General features: G+C 64.1%; 29 protein-coding genes and 1 other RNA gene. 9 read left to right on the forward strand and 21 right to left on the reverse strand.

Features of this window, described 5'->3' with window-relative positions:
• Positions 1 to 291 precede the first annotated feature (291 nt).
• Positions 292 to 525 carry a hypothetical protein gene (locus P6U25_RS27580; protein WP_407147907.1) on the reverse strand — a complete coding sequence of 78 codons (234 nt, stop codon included), beginning with the start codon at positions 523 to 525 and terminating at the stop codon, positions 292 to 294.
• 267 nt (positions 526 to 792) lie between these two features.
• Here P6U25_RS27580 and P6U25_RS27585 point away from each other — a divergent pair, with 267 nt between their 5' ends.
• Together P6U25_RS27585 and P6U25_RS27590 are read left to right on the forward strand one after the other, a co-directional pair.
• A complete protein-coding gene (locus P6U25_RS27585; RefSeq protein ID WP_407147908.1) occupies positions 793 to 1,836 on the forward strand; it encodes an adenylate/guanylate cyclase domain-containing protein in 1,044 nt (347 codons plus the stop codon).
• Positions 1,837 to 2,007: 171 nt separating this feature from the next.
• Positions 2,008 to 3,114 (forward strand): DUF2336 domain-containing protein, encoded by a 1,107-nt coding sequence (locus tag P6U25_RS27590; RefSeq protein WP_407147909.1) that lies wholly within the window; start codon positions 2,008 to 2,010, stop codon positions 3,112 to 3,114.
• Positions 3,115 to 3,229: 115 nt separating this feature from the next.
• Here P6U25_RS27590 and ilvC read toward each other — a convergent pair whose 3' ends face one another.
• The 8 genes from ilvC to miaA all read right to left on the reverse strand — a co-directional run bounded on the left by ilvC (position 3,230) and on the right by miaA (position 11,526).
• On the reverse strand, positions 3,230 to 4,249 hold the full coding sequence (gene ilvC, locus P6U25_RS27595) for a ketol-acid reductoisomerase (RefSeq protein ID WP_280976383.1): 1,020 nt from the start codon (positions 4,247 to 4,249) through the stop codon (positions 3,230 to 3,232).
• Positions 4,250 to 4,402: 153 nt separating this feature from the next.
• The gene (locus tag P6U25_RS27600; RefSeq protein WP_407147910.1) at positions 4,403 to 5,011 is read right to left on the reverse strand and encodes a LysE family translocator; all 609 of its coding nucleotides are present in this window, start codon (positions 5,009 to 5,011) and stop codon (positions 4,403 to 4,405) included.
• 7 nt (positions 5,012 to 5,018) lie between these two features.
• The gene (locus P6U25_RS27605) at positions 5,019 to 5,912 is read right to left on the reverse strand and encodes an EamA family transporter (protein ID WP_407147911.1); all 894 of its coding nucleotides are present in this window, start codon (positions 5,910 to 5,912) and stop codon (positions 5,019 to 5,021) included.
• 43 nt (positions 5,913 to 5,955) lie between these two features.
• Complete coding sequence (locus P6U25_RS27610; protein ID WP_407147912.1) at positions 5,956 to 6,651, reverse strand: class I SAM-dependent methyltransferase; 696 nt, start codon at positions 6,649 to 6,651, stop codon at positions 5,956 to 5,958.
• A gap of 3 nt (positions 6,652 to 6,654) precedes the next feature.
• The gene (gene ilvN, locus P6U25_RS27615; RefSeq protein WP_407147913.1) at positions 6,655 to 7,197 is read right to left on the reverse strand and encodes an acetolactate synthase small subunit; all 543 of its coding nucleotides are present in this window, start codon (positions 7,195 to 7,197) and stop codon (positions 6,655 to 6,657) included.
• Between the two features lie 150 nt (positions 7,198 to 7,347).
• A complete protein-coding gene (locus P6U25_RS27620) occupies positions 7,348 to 8,331 on the reverse strand; it encodes a threonine dehydratase (RefSeq protein ID WP_407147914.1) in 984 nt (327 codons plus the stop codon).
• A gap of 152 nt (positions 8,332 to 8,483) precedes the next feature.
• On the reverse strand, positions 8,484 to 10,259 hold the full coding sequence (locus P6U25_RS27625) for an acetolactate synthase 3 large subunit (RefSeq protein WP_407147915.1): 1,776 nt from the start codon (positions 10,257 to 10,259) through the stop codon (positions 8,484 to 8,486).
• Between the two features lie 337 nt (positions 10,260 to 10,596).
• Positions 10,597 to 11,526: a tRNA (adenosine(37)-N6)-dimethylallyltransferase MiaA gene (gene miaA, locus P6U25_RS27630; RefSeq protein ID WP_407152626.1), complete on the reverse strand. Its 930-nt coding sequence runs from the start codon at positions 11,524 to 11,526 to the stop codon at positions 10,597 to 10,599.
• On the opposite strand from miaA, the gene serB reads away from it, so the two are divergent.
• Positions 11,525 to 12,430, forward strand: a complete 906-nt coding sequence (gene serB, locus P6U25_RS27635; RefSeq protein ID WP_407147916.1) for a phosphoserine phosphatase SerB — start codon at positions 11,525 to 11,527, stop codon at positions 12,428 to 12,430. The two genes, miaA and serB, sit on opposite strands and share 2 nt — an antisense overlap.
• A 139-nt stretch (positions 12,431 to 12,569) precedes the next feature.
• Here serB and P6U25_RS27640 read toward each other — a convergent pair whose 3' ends face one another.
• The 12 genes from P6U25_RS27640 to P6U25_RS27695 all read right to left on the reverse strand — a co-directional run bounded on the left by P6U25_RS27640 (position 12,570) and on the right by P6U25_RS27695 (position 23,109).
• Positions 12,570 to 14,066, reverse strand: a complete 1,497-nt coding sequence (locus tag P6U25_RS27640; protein WP_407147917.1) for a Do family serine endopeptidase — start codon at positions 14,064 to 14,066, stop codon at positions 12,570 to 12,572.
• A gap of 244 nt (positions 14,067 to 14,310) precedes the next feature.
• The gene (locus tag P6U25_RS27645; RefSeq protein ID WP_407147918.1) at positions 14,311 to 14,511 is read right to left on the reverse strand and encodes a DUF2065 domain-containing protein; all 201 of its coding nucleotides are present in this window, start codon (positions 14,509 to 14,511) and stop codon (positions 14,311 to 14,313) included.
• Between the two features lie 77 nt (positions 14,512 to 14,588).
• Positions 14,589 to 15,491 (reverse strand): protease modulator HflC, encoded by a 903-nt coding sequence (gene hflC / locus P6U25_RS27650; protein WP_407147919.1) that lies wholly within the window; start codon positions 15,489 to 15,491, stop codon positions 14,589 to 14,591.
• Positions 15,488 to 16,627 carry an FtsH protease activity modulator HflK gene (gene hflK, locus P6U25_RS27655; protein WP_407147920.1) on the reverse strand — a complete coding sequence of 380 codons (1,140 nt, stop codon included), beginning with the start codon at positions 16,625 to 16,627 and terminating at the stop codon, positions 15,488 to 15,490. The genes hflC and hflK overlap by 4 nt, the downstream gene beginning before the upstream one ends.
• Positions 16,628 to 16,772: 145 nt before the next feature.
• Positions 16,773 to 17,285, reverse strand: a complete 513-nt coding sequence (locus P6U25_RS27660) for a dihydrofolate reductase (protein ID WP_407147921.1) — start codon at positions 17,283 to 17,285, stop codon at positions 16,773 to 16,775.
• Positions 17,285 to 17,770 (reverse strand): GNAT family N-acetyltransferase, encoded by a 486-nt coding sequence (locus P6U25_RS27665; RefSeq protein WP_407147922.1) that lies wholly within the window; start codon positions 17,768 to 17,770, stop codon positions 17,285 to 17,287. Before P6U25_RS27665 ends, P6U25_RS27660 begins: the two co-directional genes overlap by 1 nt.
• An 8-nt stretch (positions 17,771 to 17,778) precedes the next feature.
• The gene (locus tag P6U25_RS27670) at positions 17,779 to 18,573 is read right to left on the reverse strand and encodes a thymidylate synthase (RefSeq protein ID WP_407147923.1); all 795 of its coding nucleotides are present in this window, start codon (positions 18,571 to 18,573) and stop codon (positions 17,779 to 17,781) included.
• Positions 18,574 to 18,746: 173 nt separating this feature from the next.
• Positions 18,747 to 19,727 (reverse strand): tripartite tricarboxylate transporter substrate-binding protein, encoded by a 981-nt coding sequence (locus P6U25_RS27675; protein ID WP_407147924.1) that lies wholly within the window; start codon positions 19,725 to 19,727, stop codon positions 18,747 to 18,749.
• 133 nt (positions 19,728 to 19,860) lie between these two features.
• A complete protein-coding gene (locus P6U25_RS27680; RefSeq protein ID WP_407147925.1) occupies positions 19,861 to 21,375 on the reverse strand; it encodes a tripartite tricarboxylate transporter permease in 1,515 nt (504 codons plus the stop codon).
• A 7-nt stretch (positions 21,376 to 21,382) separates the two neighbouring features.
• The gene (locus P6U25_RS27685) at positions 21,383 to 21,883 is read right to left on the reverse strand and encodes a tripartite tricarboxylate transporter TctB family protein (protein WP_407147926.1); all 501 of its coding nucleotides are present in this window, start codon (positions 21,881 to 21,883) and stop codon (positions 21,383 to 21,385) included.
• An 84-nt stretch (positions 21,884 to 21,967) separates the two neighbouring features.
• A complete protein-coding gene (locus tag P6U25_RS27690; protein WP_407147927.1) occupies positions 21,968 to 22,501 on the reverse strand; it encodes a chromate transporter in 534 nt (177 codons plus the stop codon).
• Positions 22,498 to 23,109: a chromate transporter gene (locus P6U25_RS27695; protein ID WP_407147928.1), complete on the reverse strand. Its 612-nt coding sequence runs from the start codon at positions 23,107 to 23,109 to the stop codon at positions 22,498 to 22,500. The genes P6U25_RS27690 and P6U25_RS27695 overlap by 4 nt, the downstream gene beginning before the upstream one ends.
• 77 nt (positions 23,110 to 23,186) lie before the next feature.
• Between P6U25_RS27695 and ssrA the strand changes: the two genes are divergently transcribed.
• From ssrA to P6U25_RS27725, 6 genes are all read left to right on the forward strand, one after another.
• Positions 23,187 to 23,541: a transfer-messenger RNA gene (gene ssrA / locus P6U25_RS27700) on the forward strand.
• Positions 23,542 to 23,682: 141 nt separating this feature from the next.
• Entirely contained in the window at positions 23,683 to 24,213 is a 531-nt protein-coding gene (locus tag P6U25_RS27705; protein ID WP_407147929.1) for an SspB family protein, read from the forward strand.
• A gap of 165 nt (positions 24,214 to 24,378) precedes the next feature.
• Positions 24,379 to 25,794 (forward strand): class II fumarate hydratase, encoded by a 1,416-nt coding sequence (gene fumC, locus P6U25_RS27710; protein WP_407147930.1) that lies wholly within the window; start codon positions 24,379 to 24,381, stop codon positions 25,792 to 25,794.
• A 280-nt stretch (positions 25,795 to 26,074) separates the two neighbouring features.
• Positions 26,075 to 26,263: a DUF4169 family protein gene (locus P6U25_RS27715; RefSeq protein WP_407147931.1), complete on the forward strand. Its 189-nt coding sequence runs from the start codon at positions 26,075 to 26,077 to the stop codon at positions 26,261 to 26,263.
• Complete coding sequence (locus tag P6U25_RS27720; protein WP_066499077.1) at positions 26,260 to 26,535, forward strand: ribbon-helix-helix domain-containing protein; 276 nt, start codon at positions 26,260 to 26,262, stop codon at positions 26,533 to 26,535. The genes P6U25_RS27715 and P6U25_RS27720 overlap by 4 nt, the downstream gene beginning before the upstream one ends.
• A 76-nt stretch (positions 26,536 to 26,611) precedes the next feature.
• Positions 26,612 to 26,962 (forward strand): VOC family protein, encoded by a 351-nt coding sequence (locus tag P6U25_RS27725; RefSeq protein ID WP_407147932.1) that lies wholly within the window; start codon positions 26,612 to 26,614, stop codon positions 26,960 to 26,962.
• Positions 26,963 to 26,984: the final 22 nt, after the last annotated feature.

Here is a 26,984-nt window from a genome sequence, read left to right on the forward strand (position 1 = left end):
AATACGATCCCGGCGCAATGCACGGCCTTGGCTGGCGAAGGCCAGGAGGCACACTGCACAGCCGGTACCTGCGCCGTGTCACAAAATCGTAATAGAATTGTCATGAACGCGCAATGAATTTGCCCCGAGCGAGCGGGCGTCGGTCTGGCGCGGCGCGCTCTCGACTTTCGCACCAGGTCACGCACCTTGCCTGCAGACAGATCGATGATCGCGGCGGCTCTCTGGTCGTCCGGCATCGCGACGCCCCGGGGGTGGCGCAAGCGGGTCAAGCCCCCAAGAGCGCCGCGCCGTTCACGCTAGATGGAACTTGCGGCCAAGCTGGCGATGCACCGACATGACGGCGCGATCAATGTCGCTGATCAGGCTATCGCCCAGCACCACGTTCGGAATCTCCCAGTTGCGGCCAACCCGGACATGCGGCAACGCGGCGACTGTCGGCACGTGCGCGGTCTCGCATCCGGGATGGGCGCGCAGCGCCTCTTCCGCAAGCAGGGTCAATTCGTCCTGGCTCTTTGCATCGGTCATGACGCCGGGTGGTGACTCCGGAAAGTGGCTCACTGATGACCAAGGTCTTCCAATTCCCCGGCGCGTCCCAATCCGCGGTCTCGGCGTTCAGGCATTCGACCATCTCGAACGTGCTCCCTCGCAGGACTGTTCTCGTCTCGCCGACCCGAATGCAGTTGGGCGTACATTGGCGCAACGGCAGCAACTCCCGTTGAGGGCCTCTCGCTCCATGACGTAACCGCTGGCCTTCCCGATCGACGCAGGATATCTCAAAGGCCTGGAGGGATCATGCGGCGGCGCACCGTGACGCCTGCGGTCGTTCTGGCCTTGTTTGGCCTGCTCGTCGGCGGGTTGTTTCGCTATGCCCTGGACGACCCCAACGAGGCCTCCGTCGGGAATTATCTGCGCAGCGCCCTCGAAGGCGCCGCCATCACCCTCATCATCTGGAGCACACATCTCTATCTGACCGCGCGCGGTGGCTTGTTGCGACGCCTGCCGCTTGCCGTCGAACTCATTGCGCGCTCGGTCATCCTGGCGGTCGTCGCCGCGGTCGCCGCGGTGCTGCTGGAGATCGTTCTGTACGAGCATCGGCTCGGGCCGAACTGGCTCCGCGAAACCTTCCTCAAGATCATCGGCGTCTCCCTGCTGTTGTCGATCCCGATCACGACAATCTACGAGTTGGTTCGCATGATCGGCGGACGCACCCTGCTCAATGTCGCGCTCGGACGCTATCGCCAGCCGGTGCGCGAGCAGCGTGTATTGCTGTTTCTCGACCTGATCGGCTCGACCACGCTCGCGGAAACCATGGGCGAGCTGCGCGTGCAGGAGCTCCTGACGCGCTTCTTCTTCGACATCGACGAAGCCATCGTAACGCATGGCGGAGAGGTTCACGCCTATGTCGGCGACGAGGTGATCGTGACATGGCCGGTCGTCACCGGGCAGTCGCCGCATCGCTGTCTCGACTGCGTGTTCGCCATTGAGGATCGCCTCGCCGAGGGCGCCGATCGCTACCTGAAGGAATTCGGCGTGGTGCCGGCGTTTCGCGCCGGGATGCACGCCGGACCGGTGGTCATCAGCGAATGCGGCGACTCGCGCCGGCAGGTCGCCTATTTCGGCGACACCGTGAACGTCACGGCGCGATTGCAGCAGCATTGCAAGGAGGCCAGCCGCCCGCTGCTGGTGTCGGGCGAGCTGCTTGCCCTGCTGCCGCGCCACGACTTCGTCATCGAGCCGCTCGGCGCCACCCGGCTGCGCGGACGCGCCGCGCCGATCGATGTGTTCGCCGTCGTGCGATCATCGTCCGCCGAGACGGCTCGACAGGCCGCATCCTAAAGAAACCATTAAAGCAGGTCCGCGGCGCCTCGAATGTCCGGGACATTGTTCGCTGCCCGTTAAGGATGCAATGCACCTGTATCGGCACAAGGTTCCAGCTTAACGCACGCGTAAGCTCGCCTGCTGCATGGTCCGCGCAGGTGTCATCCAACAACAACAGGCTGCCGATCAATGGCGCAACAGCCGGCACAATCGATCATTGCCGAACTCGAAGATGCAGTCCGGGACGGGACGACCGCAAAGCGCGTGCAGACGCTGCGGCGGGTCACCGACCTGTTCCTGAATGACGGCGACCGCCTCAACGACGAACAGGTCAAGGTGTTCGACGACGTGCTCTGCCTCCTGGTCGCACGCGTCGAGACGCGTGCGCGGGCCGAGCTCAGCAAGCGGCTGGCGCCGCTCGACTACGCGCCGTTCGAGGTGATTCAATATCTCGCCTGGGACGACGACATCAGCGTGGCCGGCGAGGTGCTGACGCATTCCAGCCGTCTCAGCCGCGAGGCGCTGCTCGAGATCGCCGGCACCAAGGGACAGGACCATCTATTCGCGATCTCCGCGCGGGAGAACCTGCCCGAGCCCGTCACCGATGTGATCATCAACCGTGGCGAAGACCGGGTGATCCGGCGCCTCGCCAAGAATGCCAGCGCGCGGTTCTCCGACGACGGCTATTCCAACATTGTCGCCCGCGCCGAGGGCGACGACGAGCTGATCGAGATCCTCGGCCTGCGCCTCGATCTTCCGGCCAAGCTGCTGCGCGACCTGCTGCGCCGCGCCAAGGATACGGTGCGTGCCCGCCTGCTGGCGATTGCGCCGCCTGCGGTGCGTGACGAAATCCAGAAGGTGTTGAATGACATCGCCCGGGAGGGAGCGGCCGCGCCCCGCCGCAACTACGGCGTGGCCGAAGAACTGGTCAAACTGATGAAGCAGTTGAACGAGCTCGACGACGCCGCGGTCTACAACTTCGCCGAGGCCGGCAAGTTCGACGAGGTCACCGTTTCGCTTGCCGTCCTCAACGATATGCCAATCGAGATGATCGAACGGCTGATGCTGGGTCCCCGTTCCGACTTGCTGCTGATCCCCTGCCGGTCCGCACGCCTGAACTGGCCAACGGTCGAAGCCATCCTGTGCAGGCGGCCGATGACGCATCCGATCGACGAGGTGACGCTCAAGGTCGCCGAACGGGATTACCGCCGGTTGTCGATGGAAACCGCGCAGCGCACGGTGCGGTTTTGGCAGCTCCACAACAGGCTCGAGAAGCAACCGGCGGCGGTCGGATAGCCGGCGTTAGATTTCGCGACTCCACAAACGAAAGGGTGGCCAGGCGCCAGACGCCTGTCCACCCTGCTGCTTTAGTGCGAAGGGTGGGCACATGTGCCCACCCTTCGATTTCGGCTTAGTTCTTGGTCTTGTCGACCAGCGCGCCCTTCTTGATCCAGGGCATCATGTCACGCAGCTTGGCGCCGACTTCCTCGATCGGATGCGCGGCGAGCTTGGCGCGGGTCGCCTTGAACGAAGTCTGGTTGACCTTGTTCTCCAGCATCCAGTCGCGCGCGAACTTGCCGGACTGGATGTCGTTGAGCACGCGCTTCATCTCCTTCTTGGTTTCGTCGGTGACGATGCGCGGACCGGTGACGTACTCGCCGTACTCGGCGGTGTTGGAGATCGAGTAGTTCATGTTGGCGATGCCGCCTTCATAGATCAGGTCGACGATCAGCTTCACTTCGTGCAGGCACTCGAAATAGGCCATCTCCGGCGCGTAGCCGGCCTCGACCAGCGTCTCGTAGCCGCCCTTGATCAGCTCGACCAGGCCGCCGCAGAGCACCACCTGCTCGCCGAACAAGTCGGTCTCGCACTCTTCCTTGAAGGTGGTCTCGATGATGCCGGCGCGGCCGCCGCCGATCGCCGAGGCGTAGGAGAGGCCGAGGTCATGCGCGTTGCCGGAGGAATCCTTGGCAATCGCGATCAGGCAGGGCACGCCGCCGCCACGCTGATATTCCGAGCGCACGGTGTGGCCGGGGCCCTTCGGCGCGATCATCAGCACGTCGAGATCGGGACGCGGATCGAGCAGGTTGAAGTGCACGTTGAGGCCGTGCGCGAACACGAGGGCGGCGCCCTTCTTCATGTTGTCGTGCAGGTGCTCGCGATAGATGTCGCCCTGCAGTTCGTCCGGGGTCAGCATCATCACGAGGTCGGCCCACTTGGCAGCCTCGGCGACTTCCATCACCTTGAAGCCTGCGTTCTCGGCCTTCTTGGCCGAGGCCGAACCCTTACGCAGCGCAATCGCCACTTCCTTGACGCCGGAATCCTTCAGGTTCAGCGCGTGGGCGTGACCCTGGCTGCCATAGCCGACGATGGCGACCTTCTTGCCCTTGATCAGGTTCAGGTCGGCATCGCGATCGTAGTAAACTCGCATCTTGGTTTTCCTCGTTTGCAAAAGTGGGCCGAAATCGGCCGATGGATCAGGCTATCGGAAGGACAAACCGCCGGCCGCCCGTGAATTTCCGGCGTTGTCTAGAGCATTTTTCCCGTCAGGGGAAACCCTCATCTCGCATGGCGCGGTGCGGCATCATGCGTCCATGAAGACCGGATAGAGCGAGGCCAGCAGCAGGATGGCCATCACCGCGTTGAAGATGCGGATCGCCAGGGGCGAGGTCAGGATCGGCCGTAGCGCGGTGCCGAACAGCGCCCATACGGTACAGGACACGGTCCCCAGGATCAGGCTCAGGGTGACCTGGATCGCGATGTTCCAGGGGAAGGCGGCAATCGCCGCGTAGGCCGTGATGGTGCCGATCACCATCACCCAGCCCTTGGCGTTGATCCACTGGAACATGGCCGCACCCCAGAAGGTCATCGGGCCGCGGCCTGCCGTCGCGTCCTTGTCGGCCGAGGGCGGCTCGGCCATGGCGATGACCGCGGCGAGATAGATCAGGTAGACGACGCCGCCATATTTCAGGATCGTCTGCAGTACCGGATAGGCGATGAAGACGGCGCCGAGCCCGACACCGACCGCGCCGACCATGAAGGCGAAGCCGACCGTGATGCCGGCGATATGCGGCAGCGTGCGGCGGAAGCCGTAGGTCAGCCCCGACGACAGCAGCATGATGTTGTTCGGACCCGGGGTGAAAAACATCACCACGGCGAACACCACGAAGGCGAGCATCAACGAATTCGACATGATCCCCTCACACGACCTCCGGCAGAGGCTTTTTGGGTAAGGTCTTGGGCCGTCGTGACAGCAGCATCACGGCGATGCCGCCGACGACAGTGATCATGCCCGCGAGCCGCAGCGGCCCGAACGTCTCGCCGAACACGATGCTTGAGGCCGCCGACCCGACGAACGGCACCAGCAGCGCGAACGGCACCACCTGCGCCGCCGGATGATCCCGCAGCAGCCGTCCCCAGAGCCAATAGGCGATGCTGGTCGAGATGGCGCCAACAAACAGCATCGAGATGATGCCGCGCGGCGACAGATGCGAGAGCGCCTGCCACACTGGCTGCGCCCCCAGCGTCAGCAGCGACAGGACGACTAGCGGCACCGCCGCGCACAGGCACAGCCAGGCGAACAGGTCGAACATCGGCGCGCCCTGCGCCGGCCGCAGCAGCAGGTTGCCGACTGCAAACGAGATCGGCGAGATCATCAGGATGGCGAAGGCCGCGACACTGAAGTCGTAGCCGACGGTGCCGCAGATCATCAGCAAGCCGACTCCGGCGATGGCAATGCCGATCGCCTGCATTCGGGACGGCAGCTCGCCGAACAGAAGCGCCGCAAAGCCGATGGTGAACAGCGCCTGGCTCTGCACGATCACGCTGGTGAGCCCGACCGGCACGCCATGGGCAATGGCGATGGACTGCGCCAGGAACTGGCCGAGAAACAGCGTGAAGCTGATGCCGATCAGGAGCAGCCACGAGACCTGCCTCGGCTTGGGCAGGAACAGGCACGGCACCGCCGCGATGCCGAAGCGCAACGCCGTCATCAATTCGGGCGGTAGTTCATCGAGCGCAATCCGGCTTGCGACGAATGCAAGTCCCCAGATCACCGCGACCATGACGGCGATGCCAACATCGGCCGGCTTCATTGTTGTTCTTCTTTTGGTTCGGTTTCGCTCGGTTGGTCGGGATCTAGATCTGTTCGTCCGGCTTCGGCTTGCGCAAGAGATAGGTGCCGTGCAACGGCGCGTGATAATCGGCGGAGACCAGTGTGAAGCCGGTCTCGGTCAGCATCCGCTCCATCACCCAGCCAAAGGTCGAATATTCGTCGCGCATGTGGGTCATCACGCTTTCGCGCTCGAAATCGTGGTTCTTGATCGAGAAATCGGCCCAGCCCTCGACGTCGCGCTCGACGCCGTCGGGCATGCTGACGAACACCATGTCGCGCAGGTAGAAGTTCGCGCCGGGCTTGAGCGCGTTGAAGATCCGCGACACCGCGACCGCCTTCCAGAAATCGGGCAGATGATGCAGCGTGAACTCGCTGACGATCAGGTCGTAGGAATTCGGCTGGTAGGCGAAGGAGAGCAACCCTGCTGGCTGGGTCCGGATCCGAGCCTTGCGGTCGCGCGCATAGATCTCGGCGAGCCCGAGCATCGCGGGCGAGATATCGATGGCGTCGACCTCTGCCCCCATCAGCGCCGCCTCGGTCGCCAGCACGCCGTTGCCGCAGCCGATGTCGGCAAGCCGCCAGCCCGGCTTGACGCCGAGCATAGTCAGCGCCTGACGGGCGCGGACATCGCTGTCCTCGCTGACGTCATAGATCGAGGCGACCGCGGTATCGAGGCCGACCCGCCGCCGTTGCGTGTAGTACCAGTCGCGCGCCAACATGATTCACATCCCTTCCGGCCCACGCGTGATGGCGGCCACCCCGGTTCGTGACACCTCGATCAGGCCCAGCGGGCGCATCAGGTCGATGAACTGATTGATCTTGGAGGAATTGCCCGTGATCTCGAACACGAAGCTCTCGGTCGTGGCGTCGATCACCCGGGCGCGGAACGCATCGGCCAGCCGCAGCGCCTCGACGCGGTGATCGCCGGTGCCCCTGACCTTGACCATCGCGAGCTCCCGCTCGATCGAGCGTCCCGTCAGCGTCATGTCGACGACGCGATAAACCGGGATCATGCGATCGAGCTGATGCTTGATCTGCTGGATCACCATCGGCGTCCCTGTCGTGACGATCGTGATCCGCGACAGATGCTTCTGGTTCTCGGTCTCCGACACCGTGAGACTGTCGATGTTATAGCCGCGGCCGGAGAATAGGCCGATCACGCGCGCGAGCACGCCGGGCTCGTTCTGCACGAGCACGGACAGCGTATGCGTCTCGTTGGGATCGTGGCGCTCTTCGAGGAAATAGGCGGATGCAGGTTGGTTCATTGTCGTTCCCTCAATCATTGCTCGTCATGCCCGCGAAAGCGGGCATCCAGTAATCACCGGCGCCTGCGGTTCCCATGACCGCCGCGGCGTACTGGATCGTCCAGTCAAGCCGGACGATGACAGCGGAGTTCTTGGCTGGCGCTCGCATCATCATGCGACCACCCTTCGGGCCGACGGCACATCCGCCATGACCCACTTACCAAACAGATCGAAATCGATGTTGCCGCCGGTCAGGATCAGACCAACCCGCTTGCCGGCGAGCCCGCCTTTTTCCTGCAACGCCGCAGCGAGTGCGGCCGCGCCGGCGCCCTCGGCGAGATTGTGGGTGTCGGTCCAGTAGGCGCGGATCGCCTGCCCGACCTCGTCGTCGGTGACCTGCACGATGCGGGACGTGCCCTTGCGGATCAGCGCGAACGCGTCCGCATCCGGAATCCGCGTCGCCATGCCGTCGGCGCGCGTGTTGCTGGTCGCGGTGGTCACGATCTTTCCGGCGGCGAACGACAGCGCGTAGGACGGCGCTTCGGTCGACTGCACGCCGACGATCTCGGTCTTCAGGCCCAGCAGGTCGCGCGCCATGATGCAACCGCAGATGCCGGAGCCCTGCCCGATTGGCACGTAGAGAATGTCGAGATCGGGCGCAGAACGAAACAGTTCGAGCGCGTAGGTCGCAACGCCGAGCACCAGGTCCGGGTGAAACGACGGCACCATGTGGAGGCCGGCGAACTGCGCGCGGCGCTCGGCCTCTTCGCGCGCGGCCTGAAAGTCCTCGCCATGCTCGACCAGTTCGGCGCCGAACGCGCGCATTGCGCGGTTCTTCTCCACCGAATTGCTCCGCGGCACGTAAATCACCGCCGGCACGCCGTGTCGACCAGCGGCGAAGGCTAGGCTCTGGCCGTGATTGCCGCGCGTCGCCGAGATGATGCCGGGCACGTCGGGCCGCTCGCGCTTGAGCCGCTCGATATAGACCAGACCGCCGCGCACCTTGAAGGCGCCGATCGGCGTGTGGTTCTCATGTTTGACCACAACGCGCGTGCCGAGCCGCTCGGCGAGCAGCGGCCAGGCATGGACTGGCGTCGGCGGCACCGCAGTGCCGACGATCCGATGCGCACGCTCGAGCTCGTTGAGGTCAAACATCGTGGCTTCCCGTCTATCTTCCCTCACTCATGTCATCCCCGCGAAAGTGGGGATCCAGTCTTCCAGAGACGTCCGAGATCGATCGAGACGCCGCGGCGCACTGGATCGCCCGATCAGCCGGGCGATGACAGTGGAATTTGTGGCCAGCATCATCACACCAGCGCCTTGCCGCCGGCGAACGCGCTCGCGGTGGCGTCGCTGGTCGCCTCTTCCGGCAGCAGCATCTCGTTGTGCGCCTTGCCCGACGGGATCATCGGGAAGCAATTCTCCAATGCCGCGACCCGACAGTCGAACAACACCGGGCGCTTGATCGAGATCATTTCCTTGATCGCGCCGTCGAGATCGGACGGCTTGGTCGCCCGCAGGCCGACGCCGCCATAGGCCTCGGCGAGCTTGACGAAATCAGGCAACGCCTCGGAGTAGGAGTGCGACAGGCGGTTGCCGTGCAGAAGCTGCTGCCACTGCCGCACCATGCCCATGTACTGGTTGTTCAGGATGAAGATCTTGATCGGCAGCTCGTACTGCACCGCCGTCGACATCTCCTGGATCGTCATCTGCACGGAGGCGTCGCCGGCGATGTCGATCACAAGGCTGTCGCGATGCGCCACCTGCACGCCGACCGCCGCCGGCAGGCCGTAGCCCATGGTGCCGAGACCACCGGAGGTCATCCAGCGGTGCGGCTCCTCGAAGCCGAAGAACTGCGCGGCCCACATCTGATGCTGACCGACCTCGGTCGTGATATAGGTATCCTTGCCGCGGGTCAGCTCGAACAGGCGCTGGATCGCGTATTGCGGCAGGATGATATCGTTGTTCTTCTTGTAGGACAGCGAATTGCGCGCGCGCCACAGCGCGATCTGCTGCCACCACGCCTTGATATCGGGCTTCTTCGCCTCCGCCTTGAACGCCTGCAGGAGGTCGCCGAGCACGTTGGCGGCATCACCGATGATCGGCACGTCGACGCGGATGTTCTTGTTGATCGACGACGGATCGATATCAATGTGGATCTTCTTCGATCCCGGCGAGAACGCATCGACGCGGCCGGTGATGCGGTCGTCGAAGCGCGCGCCGACGCACAGCATGATGTCGCAATCATGCATGGTCATGTTGGCTTCGTAGGTCCCGTGCATGCCGAGCATGCCGAGCCAGTTCGGCCCGGAGGCCGGATAGGCTCCCAAGCCCATCAGCGTCGAGGTGATCGGGAAGCCCGTCGTCTCGACCAGTTGGCGCAACAGCTTGGAGGCTTCCGGCCCCGAATTGATCACGCCGCCGCCGCTGTAGATCACCGGACGCTTGGCGGACGCCAGCATCGCGATCGCCTTGCGGATCTGCGTCGCGTCGCCCTTCACCTGCGGCGTGTAGGAGACATGCACATCCGCCTTGCGCGGCGGATGATAGGTGCCGGTGGCGAACTGCACGTCCTTCGGCACATCGACCAGCACCGGACCGGGCCGGCCGGAGGTCGCCACGTAGAAGGCTTCGTGCAGCACCTTGGCGAGATCGTTGACGTCGCGCACCAGCCAGTTGTGCTTGGTGGAAGGACGGGTAATGCCGACCGTGTCGCACTCTTGGAAGGCATCGTTGCCGATCAGATGCGTCGGCACCTGGCCGGTGATGCAGACCAGCGGGATCGAATCCATCAGCGCGTCGGTCAGCGGCGTCACCATGTTGGTGGCGCCGGGACCCGACGTCACCAGCACCACGCCCGGCTTGCCGGTGGAGCGGGCATAGCCCTCGGCGGCATGGCCGGCGCCCTGCTCGTGGCGCACCAGGATGTGCTCGACCTCGCTCTGCTGGAAGATCTCGTCGTAAATCGGAAGTACCGCGCCGCCGGGATAGCCGAAGACATGCTGCACGCCGTGATCGATGAGTGCGCGCACGATCATCGCGGCGCCGGTCATCTGATTGGGATCGTGGCTCTTGTCGGTCATGGTTCGCTCCGGATGCGCTTGATTCTGCGCGACTTTTGTCAGTTCTCGTGATTCTGCTTCAGGAAATAAAAAAGGGCCCGAGAGGCCCCATGCACACCGCCTGTCTTTAGGATGGCCGCTAGCCATCCCCGGCGGTGTGCCTGGGTACGACGGCGATAAGGAGTTTGCTAATAATGTTGCGCACTGGACTGCTCAGGCTTCCCAAAGGTTGCGCGAACATAACGGCCAAAGCCCGAATGTCAAGGCAAGGCAGATACTTTCGCGATTTCTGCAGTGTAACGGGGTTCCTGTCGCTCCGCGAGTGTTTTTGCGCAGCGAAACATGCATGGCTGATTGGCTAGGAGATCGCCGCAAGCAGCCAGTCGCGCGCCGCCTCCGGCCTGATCCAGGCGAATTCCGGAAGCTGGTGGCGGAACCAGGTGAACTGGCGCTTGGCGTAATGGCGCGTGTCAGCCCGGCCGATCTCGGCAGCCTCCTCCCGGCTGATTTCCCCTTTTAGGTGCCGGATCAGCACCGGCACACCATGAGCCTTCATCGCCGGCAACAGCGGATCGAGCCCGCGTGCTGCCAGCGCAGCGACCTCGTCGAGCGCGCCGGAATCGAGCATCGCGCCGAACCGCGCATCGATCCGCGCATAGAGGGTCTCCCGCTCCGGCGCGAGAAACAGCGCGCGGAATTCACCCGGTGGCAGCAGCGGCGGCAGGCCCTCGCGGTGCCAGTCGGGTAGCGGCCGCCCGGTCGCCTCGACCACCTCGAGCGCGCGCGCGATCCGGGTGCGATCGCGCGGCTTCAGTCGCGCGGCAGACACGGGGTCGCGCTGCGCCAGTTCGGCATGCAGCGCCTCGACACCGTCACGCTCGAGCCGCGCGCGGACGCCTTCGCGCACCGCGTCCGGGATCGGCGGCACCGCCGAGAGCCCCTGCGTCAGGGCCTTGAAATACAGGCCGGAGCCGCCGACGAAGATCGGCAGGCGGCCCTGCGCTCGCGCCTCGCCGAGCGTCTTGGCCGCATCACCGACCCAGGCGCCGGCGGAGAAATTCACGCCGGCATCGACATGGCCGTAGAGTCGATGCGGAACCTGAGCCTCCTCCTCCGCGGTCGGCCGCGCCGTAATGATCCTGAGGTCGCGATAGACCTGCATGGAGTCGGCATTGATCACGACCCCACCGGTTCTTTGCGCAAGTTCGAGCGCCAGCGCCGACTTGCCGCTGGCGGTCGGCCCTGCGATAAGCACGGCCCTGTCCAACAATCCCGAATGCGCCTGCATGTCCCTCGTTGCCACGCTGATCTGCAATCCCGCAAGCCCCGCACTCGACTCCACCATCGTCGACGGCGCGCGGGCCGTGCTGCCCTCTCCGGGGCCGGCGCAGTGGCTGTTCAACGAGGTCGCCGTCGACATTCCCTTCGAAAGCCAGGACACCGGCAAGGACGACATCAAGGCGATCGAAGCCCGCTTGCGCGAAGCGCGCGTCGACCTGCCGATCGACATTGTGGTGCAGCCTCGGATCGCCCGGCGCAAGAAGCTTTTTCTGGCCGACATGGATTCCACCATGATCGGGCAGGAATGCATCGACGAACTGGCCGATTTCGCCGGGCTAAAGGCCCATGTGGCTGATATCACCGAGCGTGCGATGCGCGGCGAGATCGAGTTCGAGTCGGCGCTGCGCGAGCGCGTGGCGCTGCTCAAAGGCCTGCCGGTCGGCGCGGTCGACGAGGTGTTGGAAAAGCATATCACCCTGACACCGGGCGGCCGCGCGCTGGTCGGGACCATGCGCGCGCACGGCGCCTACACCTGCCTGATCTCGGGCGGCTTCACGCTGTTCAGCAACGTGGTCGCCGCCAAGGTCGGCTTCCAGGAGAACCGGGCCAACCAGCTCCGGGTCGAGGACGGCAAGCTGACCGGCGAGGTGGTCGAACCGATCCTCGGCCGCGCCACCAAGCTCGCCACGCTGGTCGAGCTGATGGAATCCTTCGATCTCGACGACATCGACACGCTGGTGGTCGGCGACGGCGCCAACGATCTCGGCATGATCCAGGCGGCGGGCCTCGGGGTCGCCTATCACGCCAAGCCGGCGGTGGCTGCCGCAGCAGCGGCGCGGATCGATCACGGCGATCTCACCGCGCTGCTCTATGCGCAGGGCTATCGCCGCGACGAATTCGTGGAGGGGTAGCCTCTCAATGGCTGTCGTCACCCGCGCAGGCGGGTGACCCAGTATTCCAGAGACGCCGGTTAATGATCGGGAGGCCGCGGCGTACTGGATCCCCCGCCTTCGCGGGGGATGACAGTGAGAGGTGAGGTCCCAGCGTCCGTTATTGCACGCTCAGCGCGACGAAGCGCAGCTCGCCGTCGCCGTTGGAGACGAGCAACAGCACCGACTTCTTGCCGTCCTTCTTCAGCTTGTCGATCCGGCTCTTGATGTCGGCGGCGCTCGAGACTGTTTCCTGCGCCACCTCGACGATGACGTCGCCGGCCGACAGACGCTTGTCGGCGGCGTCGGAGGCACCATCGACGCCGGTGATGATGACGCCCTTCACGCTGTCCTTGATCTTGTACTTGCTGCGCAGATCCTTGCTCAGCGATGCCAGGTCGAGGCCCAGCGCCTTCTGCGTCACCGGCTTCTCGGCGGTGTCGTCCTTCGGCTTGGCATTGGCCTGCTGAACCTTCTCGGTGTCCTGGAGGCGACCGAGGGTGACCTTGTGGGTCTCCTCGTTGCCCTTGCGGATGACGACGACGTCGACCTCCTTGCCGACCGCGGTATCGGCAACGATCCGGGAGAGATCCTTGGGGTCCTTCACGTCCTTGCCGTCGAACTTAACGACGACGTCGCCGGGCTCGATGCCGGCCGGCTTGGCCGGGCCCTTGTCGTCGATACCTGCGACCAGGGCGCCACGCGCCGGCTTGATGTTGAGGCTGTCGGCGATTTCGTCGGTGACCTGCTGGATGCGCACACCGAGCCAACCGCGGCGCAGCTCGCCGTATTTCTCCAGTTGATCGACGACGCCGGCCACCGTCTTCGACGGCACCGCGAAGCCGAGACCGATCGAGCCGCCGGTCGGCGAGATGATCAGCGTGTTGACGCCGATCACTTCGCCATCGAGGTTGAACAGCGGACCGCCGGAATTGCCGCGGTTGATGGCGGCATCGGTCTGGATGTAGCTGTCATACGGCCCCTGGCTGATGTCGCGGTTCTTGGCCGAGACGATGCCCGCGGTCACGGTGCCGCCGAGGCTGAACGGGTTGCCGATCGCGACCACCCAATCGCCGAGGCGGATCTTGTCGCTGTCGCCGAACTTGACCGCGGTGAGCGGCTTTGGCGGCTTGAACTTCAGGACGGCAAGGTCGGTCTTCTTGTCGACGCCGACGATCTCGGCCTTGACCTTGGTGCCGTCGTTGAGAATGACGTTGATCTCGTCGGCATCAGCGATGACGTGGTTGTTGGTGACGACGATGCCCGACGTATCGACGATGAATCCGGAGCCGAGCGAGTTGGTCTTGCGCGGCTGGAACTCGCCACCCTTGTCGCCGCCCTTGCCGGGCGGTCCGCGGCGGTTCTTGAAGAAGTCGTCGAAAAACTCCTCAAAAGGCGAGCCCGGCGGCAGTTGCGGCATCGCGCCGCCCTTGGCCTCGATCGTCTGCGAAGTCGAGATGTTGACGACGGCATCGATCACCTTCTCGGCGATGTCGGCAATGCCTTCGGGACCGCGCGCGAACGCCGGCACGGAGCTCAGCATGCTTGCAGCACCGATCGAGATCGCAGCCCCCATCAGGCGGAGGCGGCGGCTCAGGGCTGGTCTGGCAGCGGTCATGTCGGAATTTCTCCAGGCAAATAGATCAAAATCGTTAGTCACAGACTGCGCCCGAACGGGCGCGCGGCGCAAGCATCTCAGCCTGCCATTTCGGCGAAAAACCGGACGCGAGAGGCTCACGATTACGTACAGCCTTTGTCGTCGTTCCAGATGGTCCGACAAGTGGCAGCGAGGACGCAATTGCACCCTTTGGGGAGCCTCGAAGTTCCCCGGCCCCGTCCGCGTCAGGAAGGACGATTGACGTTTATCGTCGTACCAGCCAGATCAGAATCAGCCCGCCGACCGCCGAACCGAGGCCGACGACACGCAGGATGTTATCAGGAGTCTCCAGCGCGCTCTTCATGGCCCGGCGCATCCAGGCCGGACTGGCGGCAAACAGGATGCCTTCAAGCACGAACAGGATTCCCAAGCCGATGAGGAAGTCGCCGAACGCTATGGACCTCATCGGATCGCAGCCTCCCGCTTCATGGTTGTTGTTCTGTGACGGCGGCGACGCGTCGCTCGCATCGCCGCCTGGTGGCATTATTGTTTCGGAGCGGCGGCCGCCTCAGGCGGCTTGCCGTTTGCGCTGCTGAAATACTTGAAGAACTCCGAATCCGGCCGCAACAGGAAACGCGTGTCGCTGGACTTCAGGCCATTCTCATAGGCCGTCATCGAGCGATAGAATGCGAAGAAGTCCTGATCCTTGCTGTAGGCCTCGGCGAACAAGCGGTTGCGCTCGGCGTCGCCGGCGCCGCGCGTCTGCTCGGCGGTCGAATTGGCCTCGGCGATGATCACGGTTGCCTCGCGATCGGCCTTGGAGCGGATCTCCTGCCCCTTCTGCCCGCCTTGTGCGCGGAACTCGGCCGCCTCGCGCTGGCGTTCGGTCTGCATGCGCTGATAGACCGCCTGGCTATTCTGCTCCGGCAGATCGGCGCGGCGGATGCGCACGTCGACGACCTGGATGCCGTAGCCATCGGCCTCCTTGTCGAGCTGATCGCGAATCCGCGACATCAGCCTCTCACGCTCGTCGCGGACCACCGCGATGAAGTTGACCTCACCGAGCACGCGGCGCAGCGACGCGTTCAACAGCGTGGTGAGCTGCAGGTTGGCGGCCTGGATCGAGCCGACGCTGGTGTAGAAGCGCAGTGCATCCTTGATGCGATAGCGGGCGAAGGCATCGACCACCAGCCGCTTCTGATCCGACGCGATGACTTCCTGCGACGGGTTTTCGAGATCGAGGATACGCTTGTCGATCGAGATGACGCTGTCGGTGAACGGAACCTTGAAGTTCAGACCCGGCTCGGTGACGATGGCCACCGGCCTGCCGAACCGGACCACGAGCGCCTGCTCGGTCTGCTGCACGGTGAACATCGAGCTGTAGGCAACGATGATCACGACGAACAGCACGACCAGGGCCGCAATGCCCGCAACGGGGGACCTCATCGCGAACCTCCCTGCTGCTGGCCGGTCGCGGCCGGCGCCGCCGGACGCCGCGTCGTCAGTTCACCCAGGGGAAGATACGGCACGATGTTCTGGCCCTTGTCGCCGTCGTAAACCAGCTTGTCGGCGCCACCGAGCACACGCTCCATGGTCTCGAGATAGATGCGTTCGCGCGTCACGTTGGGGGCCTTCTTGTACTCTTCATAGACCTTCAGGAAGCGCGCACTCTGGCCTCTCGCCTCGGCGACCGCCTGTTCCTTGTAACCTTCGGCGGCCTGAATGATCTGCGCGGCACGGCCGCGCGCCTCGGGCACGACGCGGTTGGCGTAGGTCTGCGCCTCGTTCTGCGCGCGCTCGAGATCGGCGCGCGCCGCCTGCACGTCGCGGAATGAATCGATGACCTGCGCCGGCGGGTCGACCTTCTGCATCTGCACCTGCGCAACCTGGATACCGGCGCCGTAGCTGTCGAGCGTCTTCTGCATCAGTTCCTGCACGGTCGTTTCGGTCTGGGTTCGCGCGCCGGTAAGGATCGGCTGAATCTCGGAGCGGCCGATCACCTCGCGCATCGCGCTCTCGGCCACCGCCTTCACAGTGCCCTCGGGGTTCTGAATGTTGAACAGGAATGCGCCGGCCCCACCCGGCTTGATGCGCCACAGCACGGTGAAATCGACGTCGACGATGTTCTCGTCGCCGGTCAGCATCAGGCTCTCCTCTGGCACGTCACGCATGGTGCGGCCGCGCCGGGCGGGATCATCAATCAAGGTCATGCCGATCGAGGTCGTATTCACGCGCAGCGCCTTCGGCAGCAGCACGGTCTCGATCGGATACGGCAGGTGATATCTCAGGCCCGGCTGTGCGTCGCGTACATACTTGCCGAAACGCAGCACGACACCGAGCTCTTCGGACTGAACACGGAAGATGCCGGTCGCGAACCAGATCGCCAGCGCGGCGGCCAGGATCAGCGCGACGCCCACGCCGCTGAAATGGCCACCGGGCAACCATTGCTGCAACCGGTCCTGGCCGCGGCGCAGCAGATCCTCAAGATCCGGCGGCCTCGGCCCGACCGATTGCGGACCAGAGCCCCATGGCCCTTTCGGACCCGAGCCCCACGGCCCCCCGCCCTGATTTTTCCACGGCATCAAACATCTCCTCGGCAAGTCCGGACGGGGACGCCCGGGCTCGAATGTCCGGCCCGGTTATAGGGGACCGTCGGGGCCCTTACAACGCAAGCTTCCTGGCGGGACGAGCTATGCCCCGGGGCATATTTGTCAATGCAAACATTGGTTAACCTCGGCCGCGCCGACGATATGTCACATAGGAGAAGTCGGCGCTGTCGTCAGGCCCGGCCGGATTTCGCACACGCGCGACCTCTTCCCACGCCTTCGCGTCGATGATGTCAAGCCGCGTGTCACCCTCGGGCCTGGCATGGACTTCGGTGACCTCGAGACGGTCGGCGACGTCCATCCACAGTGCATAGATCTCGGCGCCGCCGATGACGGCGATCTCAGTGGCCAAACGCCGCAGTGCGTCGCCATGCGCAATCGCGCGCGCGTTCTCAAACGATGTCGTCACGACGGCGCCTCGTGCCTGATAGTTGGCATCGCGCGTCACCACGATGTTGGTACGTCCCGGAAGCGGCCTGCGCAGCGATTCAAATGTCTTGCGCCCCATGACGACCGGCTTGTTCAACGTGATCGCCTTGAAGCGTTGCTGGTCGGACTTCAGCCGCCACGGAATTGCGTTGTCGCTCCCGATCACGCCGTTCTCGGCGACCGCAACGACGAGCACGATCTCCATCAACGCGCTCCCTTCGCCAGCGTGGCGAGCGCCGTGTCCGAGACGCGGCAGATCGTCCATTCGTCCATCAGCTCGGCACCGAGCGATTTGTAGAACGCGATCGACGGCGCGTTCCAGTCGAGCACGGCCCATTGCAGCCGCGACCAGCTATTGGCGAGACACTCCTTGGCGAGTTGGGCAAGCAGCGCCTTGCCGATGCCTTTGCCGCGCAGCGCCGGGCGCACGAACAGATCCTCCAGATAGATGCCGTGGCTGCCGCCGAAGGTGGAGAAGTTGACGAACCAGACCGCAAAGCCGGCGGGCTCGCCGTTCCACTCCGCGATGTCGCAGAACAACCGCGGATTGGGGCCGAACAGCGCGTCGGCAATGTCGGCCTCGCTGGCGCGAACCTCGTGCAGCAGCTTTTCGTATTCGGCGAGTTCGCGGACCAGGGAGAAGACCAGTCCGGCCTCATCGGGCCGCGCGCGGCGGATGGCGAGAGACATTCAATGCCTCAAACGGCGACTTCGGCCTTGATGTGGGGATGCGGGTCGTACCCTTCGAGTTTGAAGTCCTCGTAGCGGAACGCGAAGATGTCCGTCACGTCGGGATTGATCCGCATCGTCGGCAGCGGCCGCGTCGGCCGGGTCAGTTGCAACCGCGCCTGCTCGAGATGGTTCGAGTAGAGGTGCGCATCGCCGAGCGAATGCACGAAGTCGCCGGGCTTGAGGCCCGTCACCTGCGCGACCATCATGGTCAGCAACGCGTAGGAGGCGATGTTGAAGGGCACACCGAGAAAGACGTCGCCGGAGCGCTGATAGAGCTGGCACGACAATTTGCCATTGGCGACATAGAACTGGAACAAGCAGTGGCACGGCGGCAGCGCCATCTTGTCCACCTCGGCCGGATTCCAGGCGCTGACAATCAGCCGCCGCGAGTCCGGGTTGCGCTTGATCATCTCGATGACGTTGGCAATCTGGTCAATGCTGCGTCCATCCGGCGCGGGCCATGAGCGCCACTGCGAGCCATAGACCGGCCCGAGATCGCCGTTGGCATCGGCCCATTCGTCCCAGATGGTGACGCCGTTGTCGTTGAGATATTTGATGTTGGTGTCGCCGGCGAGGAACCACAATAGCTCGTGCACAATCGCCTTCAGCGGCAGCCGCTTGGTCGTCAGCATCGGAAAGCCGGCCGACAGGTTGAAGCGCATCTGGTGGCCGAAGATCGACAGCGTGCCCGTGCCGGTGCGGTCGTGCTTCTCCGCGCCATCGGCGAGGATGCGTTCGAGCAGATCGTGGTACTGGTTCATGGCGTCTGTTTCGGCTTTCGAGGAAACAGCGAACTTAACGGCCGAAGCCGCCGGCCGACACGCTGATTCGGCCGAATACACTGATTATACCCCGAAAAGTGAGCACTCCGGGTCAAACGACAAGGGGCGGAACTCACGTCCCGCCCCTGCCCTATCCACTTGATCGCGTTGGCTTAAGTTGCCGGCTTGAGCACCGGCGTCCACTTCGCGATCTCGTTTTTGACGAGGGTCGCGAGCGCTTCCGGCGTGCGATTGGCCGGTGCCGGGATCACGCTGCCAAGTTCCAGCAACCGCTTGCGGACCGCCTCGTCGTCGAGCGCCTTCGTGGCCGCCGCGCTCAGCGTCGCGATGACCGAGGGCGGCGTGCCCTTCGGCGCGAAGATCGCGTTCCACGCTTGGGCTTGGTAGCTCGGAAGGCCGGCTTCCGCCGTGGTCGGCACATTGGGCAGCGACGGGTTGCGCTCGGGCGTTGCGATTGCATAGGCCTTGATAGTGCCGGCGTTGATCTGCGGCACCGCATTGACGATCTGGTCGCACATGTAATCGACCTGGCCCGCCACCAGCGCATTCATCGCGGGGCCGGTGCCGTTGAAGGGAACTCCGACCGGCTTGACGTCGAGGATCGAGTTCAACAGTTCGCACGACGCGTGCGAGACCGAGCCGACGCCGGCATGCGCGGCGTTGACCTTCTCGGCATTGGCTTTCACGTAAGCCACGAACTCCTTGAGGTCCTTCGGCGGAAAATCCTTGCGCGCCAGGATCAGGATCGGCGTGCCCGCGAGCAGCGCGACCGGCTCGAAATCCTTTTCCGGATGATAGGCGAGTTTCGGGTAGAGCGGCACGGAGGCGGCGTGCGTGCCCATGTGTCCGGTGATCAGCGTGTAGCCGTCATTGGCAGCGCGCGCGGCGCGCGTGGTCGCGGTGGTACCGCCGGCGCCGACCGCATTCTCGATGACGATGCTCTGTCCCAATGTCTGCGCCATGTTGGCGGTAACGATGCGCGCGATGACATCGGTCGGACCGCCGGCCGCGAACGGCACGATCATGGTGATTGTGCGCGTCGGATAGTTCTGCGCCGCGGCCGGCGCGGCAACCACGCACAGCGAGCCCAGCGCGGCAAGGCATGCGCCCGCGATCGAGCGAACGGACATCATCTCGAATCCCCCCTGGGAACGTCCAAGCAACAAAAATGCCGGCCCAATCGGGCCGGCATTCTCATTTCATGAAGCTGCATCGAAAGTCTACTCGACTTCCGCCTGCGGCGCGCCGACGCAGGCGGACGTGCGATCAGCTCTCCGATTCCACGAACACCTCGTCGCGCTTGGCGCGCAGCGCCGGCAACACCGCCAGCACCAGCAGGCCGCCTGCGATCGCAAGCAACACTGCCGACAGCGGCCGCGAGATGAACACGCTCCAGTCGCCGCGCGAGATCAGAAGTGCGCGACGCAGGTTCTCCTCCATCAGCGGTCCGAGCACCATGCCGAGCAGCAGCGGCGCCGGCTCGAAATCGTGCTTGATCAGCCAGTAGCCGACCAGGCCGAACACCCCGGCCAGGATGACGTCGACCGGCGCATTGTTCACGGAGTAGATGCCGATCGAGCAGAAGATCACGATCGACGGAAACATCAGCCGATACGGCACCCGCAGCAGGCGGACCCAGATGCCGACCAGCGGCAGGTTGATGATGATCAGCATGAGATTGCCGATCCACATCGAGGCGATCATGCCCCAGACCAGATCGGGCTGCTTCTGCATCACCTGCGGGCCCGGCACGATGCCGTGGATGGTCATCGCGCCGACCATCAGCGCCATCACCGCATTCGGCGGAATGCCGAGCGTGAGCAGCGGGATGAACGAGGTCTGCGCCGCGGCATTGTTGGCGCTCTCCGGCGCCGCCACGCCTTCGATCGCGCCGCGGCCGAAGCGCGACGGGTTCTTCGCGAGCTTCTTCTCCAGCGTATAGGCTGCGAACGAGGCGATCACGGCGCCGCCGCCCGGCAGAATGCCGAGAATCGAGCCGAGCACGGTGCCGCGCAGGATCGCGGGCGTGGAATCCGAGATGTCCTTCCGCGTCGGCATCAAGCCGGTGATCTTCTGCTGCACCAGATTGCGGTTCATCTCGGCGCCGTGGTCGAGGTTGCGAATGATCTCCGCGAAGCCGAACACGCCCATCGCCACCGTCGCAAAGCCGAGGCCGTCGGCAAGCTCGGGAATGTTGAATGCCATGCGCGAGGCGCCGGTCTCGATGTCGGATCCGACCATCGAGAGCAACAGGCCGAACACGATCATCGCGATCGCCTTCAGCACCGAGCCCTTGGCCAGTACCACCGCGAAGATCAGGCCGAGCACCATCAGCGAGAAGTATTCAGCCGGACCGAATGCCAGCGCGAGTTTGGTCAGCGGCGCACCGAGCACGGCAATCAGCACGGTGGCAACGCAGCCGGCGAAGAACGAGCCGATCGCGGCGATCGCGAGCGCCGGGCCGGCGCGGCCCTGCTTGGCCATCTGGTGGCCGTCGAGGGCAGTCACGACGGAGGTCGCTTCACCGGGAATGTTGACCAGGATCGAGGTGGTCGAGCCGCCATATTGGGCGCCGTAATAGATGCCGGCGAGCATGATCAGCGCACCGACCGGCGGCAGGCCGAACGTGATCGGCAGCAGCATCGCGACGGTCGCGATGGTTCCGATGCCCGGCAGCACACCGACCAGCGTGCCGACCAGCGCACCGATCAGACACATCAGGAGGTTGATCGGCGAGAACGCGACGGCAAAGCCGTGTGCGAGATTAGCGAAGAGGTCCATCACGTCCTCACTGGATCAGGAAGCGCGGGAACATCGGCATCGGCAGTCCCAGCACGTAAGGGAAAAGGAGCGCGCAGCCGAGCGTCAGGCACGCGCCGACGATGATCGCCTCGAGCCACCTCGTCTCGTGCGAGCCGAGCGCCGCGATCAGGAAGCTCGAGAAGGCCGAGACGACGAGCCCGAGCGGCCGGATCGCCATCGCGAAGAACAGGATCGACAGCACCACAAACAGCGGGCCGCGCCACGAATAGGCCGCGATGGCCGGACCATCCTTGAGGATTCCCATCAGCGCAACGCCGGCGCCAAGCAGCAACAGCAGCACCGCGAAGATGCGCGGCGCGGTGCCGGCGCCGAACGAGAAGCCGTGCATGCCCTGGAGATCGCTGGACGCCCACAGCGCAAACACGGCGAGCGCCATCAAGGCGATGCCGCCGACAAAGTCCTGCGGTCCACGCACCCATTTCGGCAAGATGGAATGGACTGGCGCCCGACTCGGCGTGTCACTCATGATTTCGCTCCCCGGCAGGGTATTCCCGCCCGATCTGATTGGATGGCTTGTGTTGCTGACCCGACGCCTTGCTAGCGATTTTCGTCAGACAACGCCAGCGAAACCAAGAATGCCGCCGGCAAGCAATATCCAAAGCGGATTGACCCGGGTCGCGAAGGCAAGCGTAGCTGCGACAATTGTGATCAGGGCAGCGACCCAACTTTGGTCTGATGTCTGCGCCACGATCAGTCCGCTCGCCGCCATCAGTCCGATCGACAGCGGAACCAGCGCGGCCTGCAGAATCGCGGGCCAGCTTGCATGACGCGAGCGTTCGAGGAAGCGGCTGACATAATAGGCAAGCAGTGCGGTCGGCCCGCACATCGCAACGGTGGCCGCCAATGCACCTGCGACCCCTGCGACAGAATAGCCTATCAGCGTCACGATCAGCACGTTCGGACCCGGCGACAATTGCGAGATCGCAAAGACATCGGCGAACTGCTTGTCGGTCATCCAGTGATGCACGTCGACCGCGGCACGGTGCATTTCCGGAATCGCGGAATTGGCGCCGCCGACTGCAAACAGCGACATCAGGCCGAAGGTCCAGATCAGCGTCGCCGTCGGATTGGGATCTGCGCTCATGCGTTCACCCTGCGGCGCGTCAGGATCGTGATTGCAAGGCTGAGTGGAATCGCGACCAGCAACACGATCTGCATCGGCCATCGCACCAGCCCGATTGCGGTGAACACCGCGGCCATCACGACAAGGCCGACCACGTCGCGCCGCTTGAGCAACGGCATCATCATCTTGAAGACGACGGCGAACAGCAGTCCGACGGCCGCGCAGGACACGCCGGCCAGCGTGCGGCGCAGTGCATCGATCTCGCCGTAGCGCGCGTAGAGCGCGGCGAGCATCGTCGCGATCACGAGCGGCGGGCCGACCAGGCCGGCGAAGGCGGCGAGCCCGCCCGCGATGCCGCGAAACCGCGAGCCGAACACCACCGACAGGTTGACGATGTTCGGACCGGGAAGGAAATGGCAGAGCGCAAAGGTCTCGTTGAATTCCTCCGCCGTCATCCAGCGGTGCTGCTCGACGATGCCCCGCCGGGCCCAGACCAGCACCCCGCCGAAGCCGGCGAGCGACATTTTGGCAAAGGCAAGGAACAGCTCGAGCAGGCCGGGCTCGCTGGGCTGACATGGCAGAGAGGCATCCGGCGCCGGCACGGCGACCGGAGGGGAATCCGGAGGCATGGCCGGAATCTAGAACGGCCTCCGGGCGCCGGCCAACCCCAATCTGGCCGGTTTTCACACCTGAAAGGCCTGAATCGCCTCTGTTTTTCTCCGATCCCGCCGCCTATATTGGGGGTGCCGGTTCGCCGGCTATGGAAATAAATGACCGTCGCAATAAACCATTCGGACCCGGGGGCGGTACCCGGCGCCTCCACCAAAGCCCATCCTAAGGTGGCTTTTGGCGGGGGCGAAATAGGATCGACGAGGGCGTAAAGGGCGTGTTTTTTCTCGGTATGGTTCCGCCGACATCGGGCCATTGCAATAGTTGCCAACGACAACTTTGCTCCGGTTGCTCAGGCTGCGTAAGGCAGTTTGAAAGACCATCTTAAAGTCCTAGTGGGTTAAGCTCCGCTAGGCGGGGTCCGGAGGCACCTGGCAACAGAAGCCTCCACTTCATTTTCGGCCGCGTGCATCCGCGCGCATTGCCAACCGCCTGCTGATTTCCGGCTCCCGGCGGGGTAGCATGGCCCAAAAGGGCGAGTCGGACGGCTCCGCTCCCCTGAACCGGCCGTTTTCGAAAGCAACAGGATTACCATGGCGACCGATCACATCCGATATGACGTGCTGGCGCGGGACGCGCTGCGCGGGGTGCTGCGCCAGGTCCTGGCCGACGCCGCCGAACATGGCCTACCCGGTGAGCATCATTTCTACATCACCTTCCTGTCGACCGCCGCCGGGGTGAAGCTGTCGCCGCGGTTGCTCGCGCAATATCCGGAGGAGATGACGATCATCCTGCAGCACCAGTTCTGGGACCTGGTGGTGACGGAGGATCGGTTCGAGGTCGGCCTGTCGTTCGGTGGAATCCCGGAACGGCTGACTGTGCCGTTCGCGGCCGTGACGCGCTTCCTCGATCCGTCTGCGCCGTTCGACCTGCAGTTCGATGCCTCGGATGCTGTGGCCGAGGCCGCTCCATCCCAACTGCCGGCCGCTCCGCCAGTGAGCCCCGTTCCCGCGTCACCTGCCCGCGCTGCGGCCGAAACCAAGACCGCCGAGGCCGAGGAAGAGCCGGCAAAGCCTAGCGAAGGCGCCGAGGTGGTCCGGCTCGACCGCTTCCGCAAGAAATAATCCAGACACAGACTGGTCCTGGACCCTGTAGGATGCCTGCGAAGACCGGGATGACGGATCGTCATCGCGGATTATCTCCTGCGTGAGCATGACCTCGCGCCGATGCTTCGCGAAAGCCGGTGTCGATAGCCGGCTCATGCGCTGACGACGCAATGGAAAGCATCAATGGCCCGATCGACCAGACCATCCAAGGCAACCACCCGCAGCGAGACCGACAGCTTCGGTCCGATCGACGTTCCCGCCGACCGCTACTGGGGCGCGCAGACCGAGCGCTCGCGGCAGAATTTCAAAATCGGCCACGACCGGATGCCGATCGCGATCATCCATGCGCTCGGCATCGTCAAGCTCGCAGCCGCGATGACCAATCGCGAGCTCGGCCTGCTCGATGCGCGCCGCGCCGGCGCCATCATCCGCGCCGCCAAGGAAGTTGTCGAAGGTAAGCTCGACGATCATTTCCCACTGGTGGTCTGGCAGACCGGCTCGGGCACGCAGACCAACATGAACCTCAACGAGGTGATCGCCAATCGCGCCAACCAGATGCTCGGCGGCGAGCTTGGCGCCAAGAAGCCGGTCCATCCGAACGATCACGTCAATATGAGCCAGTCGTCGAACGATTCATTTCCGACCGCGATGCACATCGCGGCCGCGACGCGGATCATTGCCGACCTCATCCCCGCTTTGACTGAACTACATCGCGAGTTGCGCAAGAAGGAAAAGGCGTTCGCCAAAATCGTCAAGATCGGACGCACGCACACCCAGGACGCGACGCCGCTGACGCTCGGCCAGGAATTCTCCGGCTATGCCGCGCAGGTCGAGAGCGGCATCGCGCGGCTGCGCGTGGCGGTGAAGGATCTGTTTCCGCTGGCGCAGGGCGGCACTGCGGTCGGCACCGGGCTGAACTCGAAGCCGAAATTCGCCAGGATCTTCGCCAGGCACGTCGCTGAGATCACCAGGCTTCCGTTCACCAGCGCCGCGAACAAGTTCGAGGCGCTCGCTTCGAACGACGCCTATGTGCTGGTGCACGGCGCCATCAACTCGGTGGCGACCGGCCTGTTCAAGATCGCCAACGACATCCGCTTCCTCGGTTCGGGTCCGCGCTCGGGTCTCGGCGAACTGATCCTTCCCGAGAATGAGCCGGGCTCGTCGATCATGCCGGGAAAAGTGAACCCGACCCAGTGCGAGGCGGTCACCATGGTCTGCTGCCAGGTGTTCGGCAATCAGACCGCGATCACGATCGCCGGCAGCCAGGGCCATTTCGAGCTGAACGTGTACAAGCCGGTTTTGGCATACTGTATGATAAATTCCATTCAACTGCTGTCCGACGTTATTAGGTCGTTCACCGAGCATTGCGTTGTCGGCATACGCGCAGACGAAAAGCGCATCAGCGAATTGATGCAGCGTTCGCTGATGCTGGTGACGGCGCTCGCGCCGAAGATCGGCTACGACAACGCGGCCAAGGTCGCGAAGGCGGCGCATGCGCGCGGAACGACGTTGAAGGAAGAAGCCTTGCGGCTTGGCTTTGTATCTGCAGATGAATTTGATCGCCTCGTGCAGCCGGACAAAATGACACATCCGGGATAGGTGAGCGTCGACGAGCCCGCAAAATTGCGGTCGGCGCGGGTGATATAATTATGAAACATAACGCCTAAAGACTAAGGCAGGTGATCTATCAGCTCTGCGCTGACGCATGGTACAGCAATCAGACGTCAAGTTTTCGCAGAGCGAAACCGATTCTTTGGTGCTATCACGAAGCATCAAAACGGGGATTCTGGATGGATATCGAGCCAGGCGCACACCGCGACCACTCTTGCTTTCGTCACGATGCATCACCAATTCGGATGAAGGGACGATGAGGACGAGCATGGGCGACGTGGTCAACTTGAAACGATTCAGAAAGCGCAACGAGCGCGAACAAGCAGCGAAGCAGGCCGACGCCAACCGTGCGCTATTTGGTCGCACCAAGGCCGAACGCGCACGTGACGAGTTTCTCGCCGAGCGCAGTGCCAGCCTGCTCGATCAGCATCACATCGACGGCGGAGAAGCATCATGAAGTCTCCGGTCGTCAAACGCTCGATCGTCGTTGCCGGACACAAGACCAGCGTCAGCCTCGAAGAGGCGTTCTGGAACGGCATGAAGGAGATTTCCGGCCTCCGAAACATGACGCTGTCGGAACTGGTCGGCGAGATCGACAGCAATCGCCAGCAGGGCAATCTTTCCTCGGCGATCCGGCTCTTCGTGCTGGATTATTTCCGCTCGCGCGCCACGCCGGCGGTGCCGGCAGACGTCAGGCCGCAACAGGTCGATACGCGCCAGCAGGCCTGATGGTTGCTCCGGTCTCCGCGGCTGGATCGCTGCCGTGCTATGCAGCAGGCGATCCTGTCGCGGCGCGGACACCAGCATGAAAGTCAAACGCATCGTTGCCAACATCGCCACCGCCGACGTGACAGCGGCGGCGCGATTCTACCGGGATATCCTCGGGCTCGAACCGCTGATGGATTTCGGTTGGATTGCGACCTACGGCTCATCCGAAACGATGCGGGTTCAAATCAGTATCGCATCCGAAGGTGGCTCCGGCGCGCCGGTCCCCGATCTCTCGATCGAAGTCGACGATCTCGACGAGGCGCTCCGTCGCGTGACAACGGCCCGCATCCCGATCGAATACGGACCCGCGGACGAGCCATGGGGCGTGCGGCGGTTCTTCGTCCGCGATCCCTTCGGCCGGCTGGTCAATATCCTCCAGCATCATTAAGCCACCGCATTCTCGCTCCGAG

The sequence above is a fragment of the Bradyrhizobium sp. ORS 86 genome (assembly GCF_045571475.1).
GTDB lineage: Bacteria > Pseudomonadota > Alphaproteobacteria > Rhizobiales > Xanthobacteraceae > Bradyrhizobium.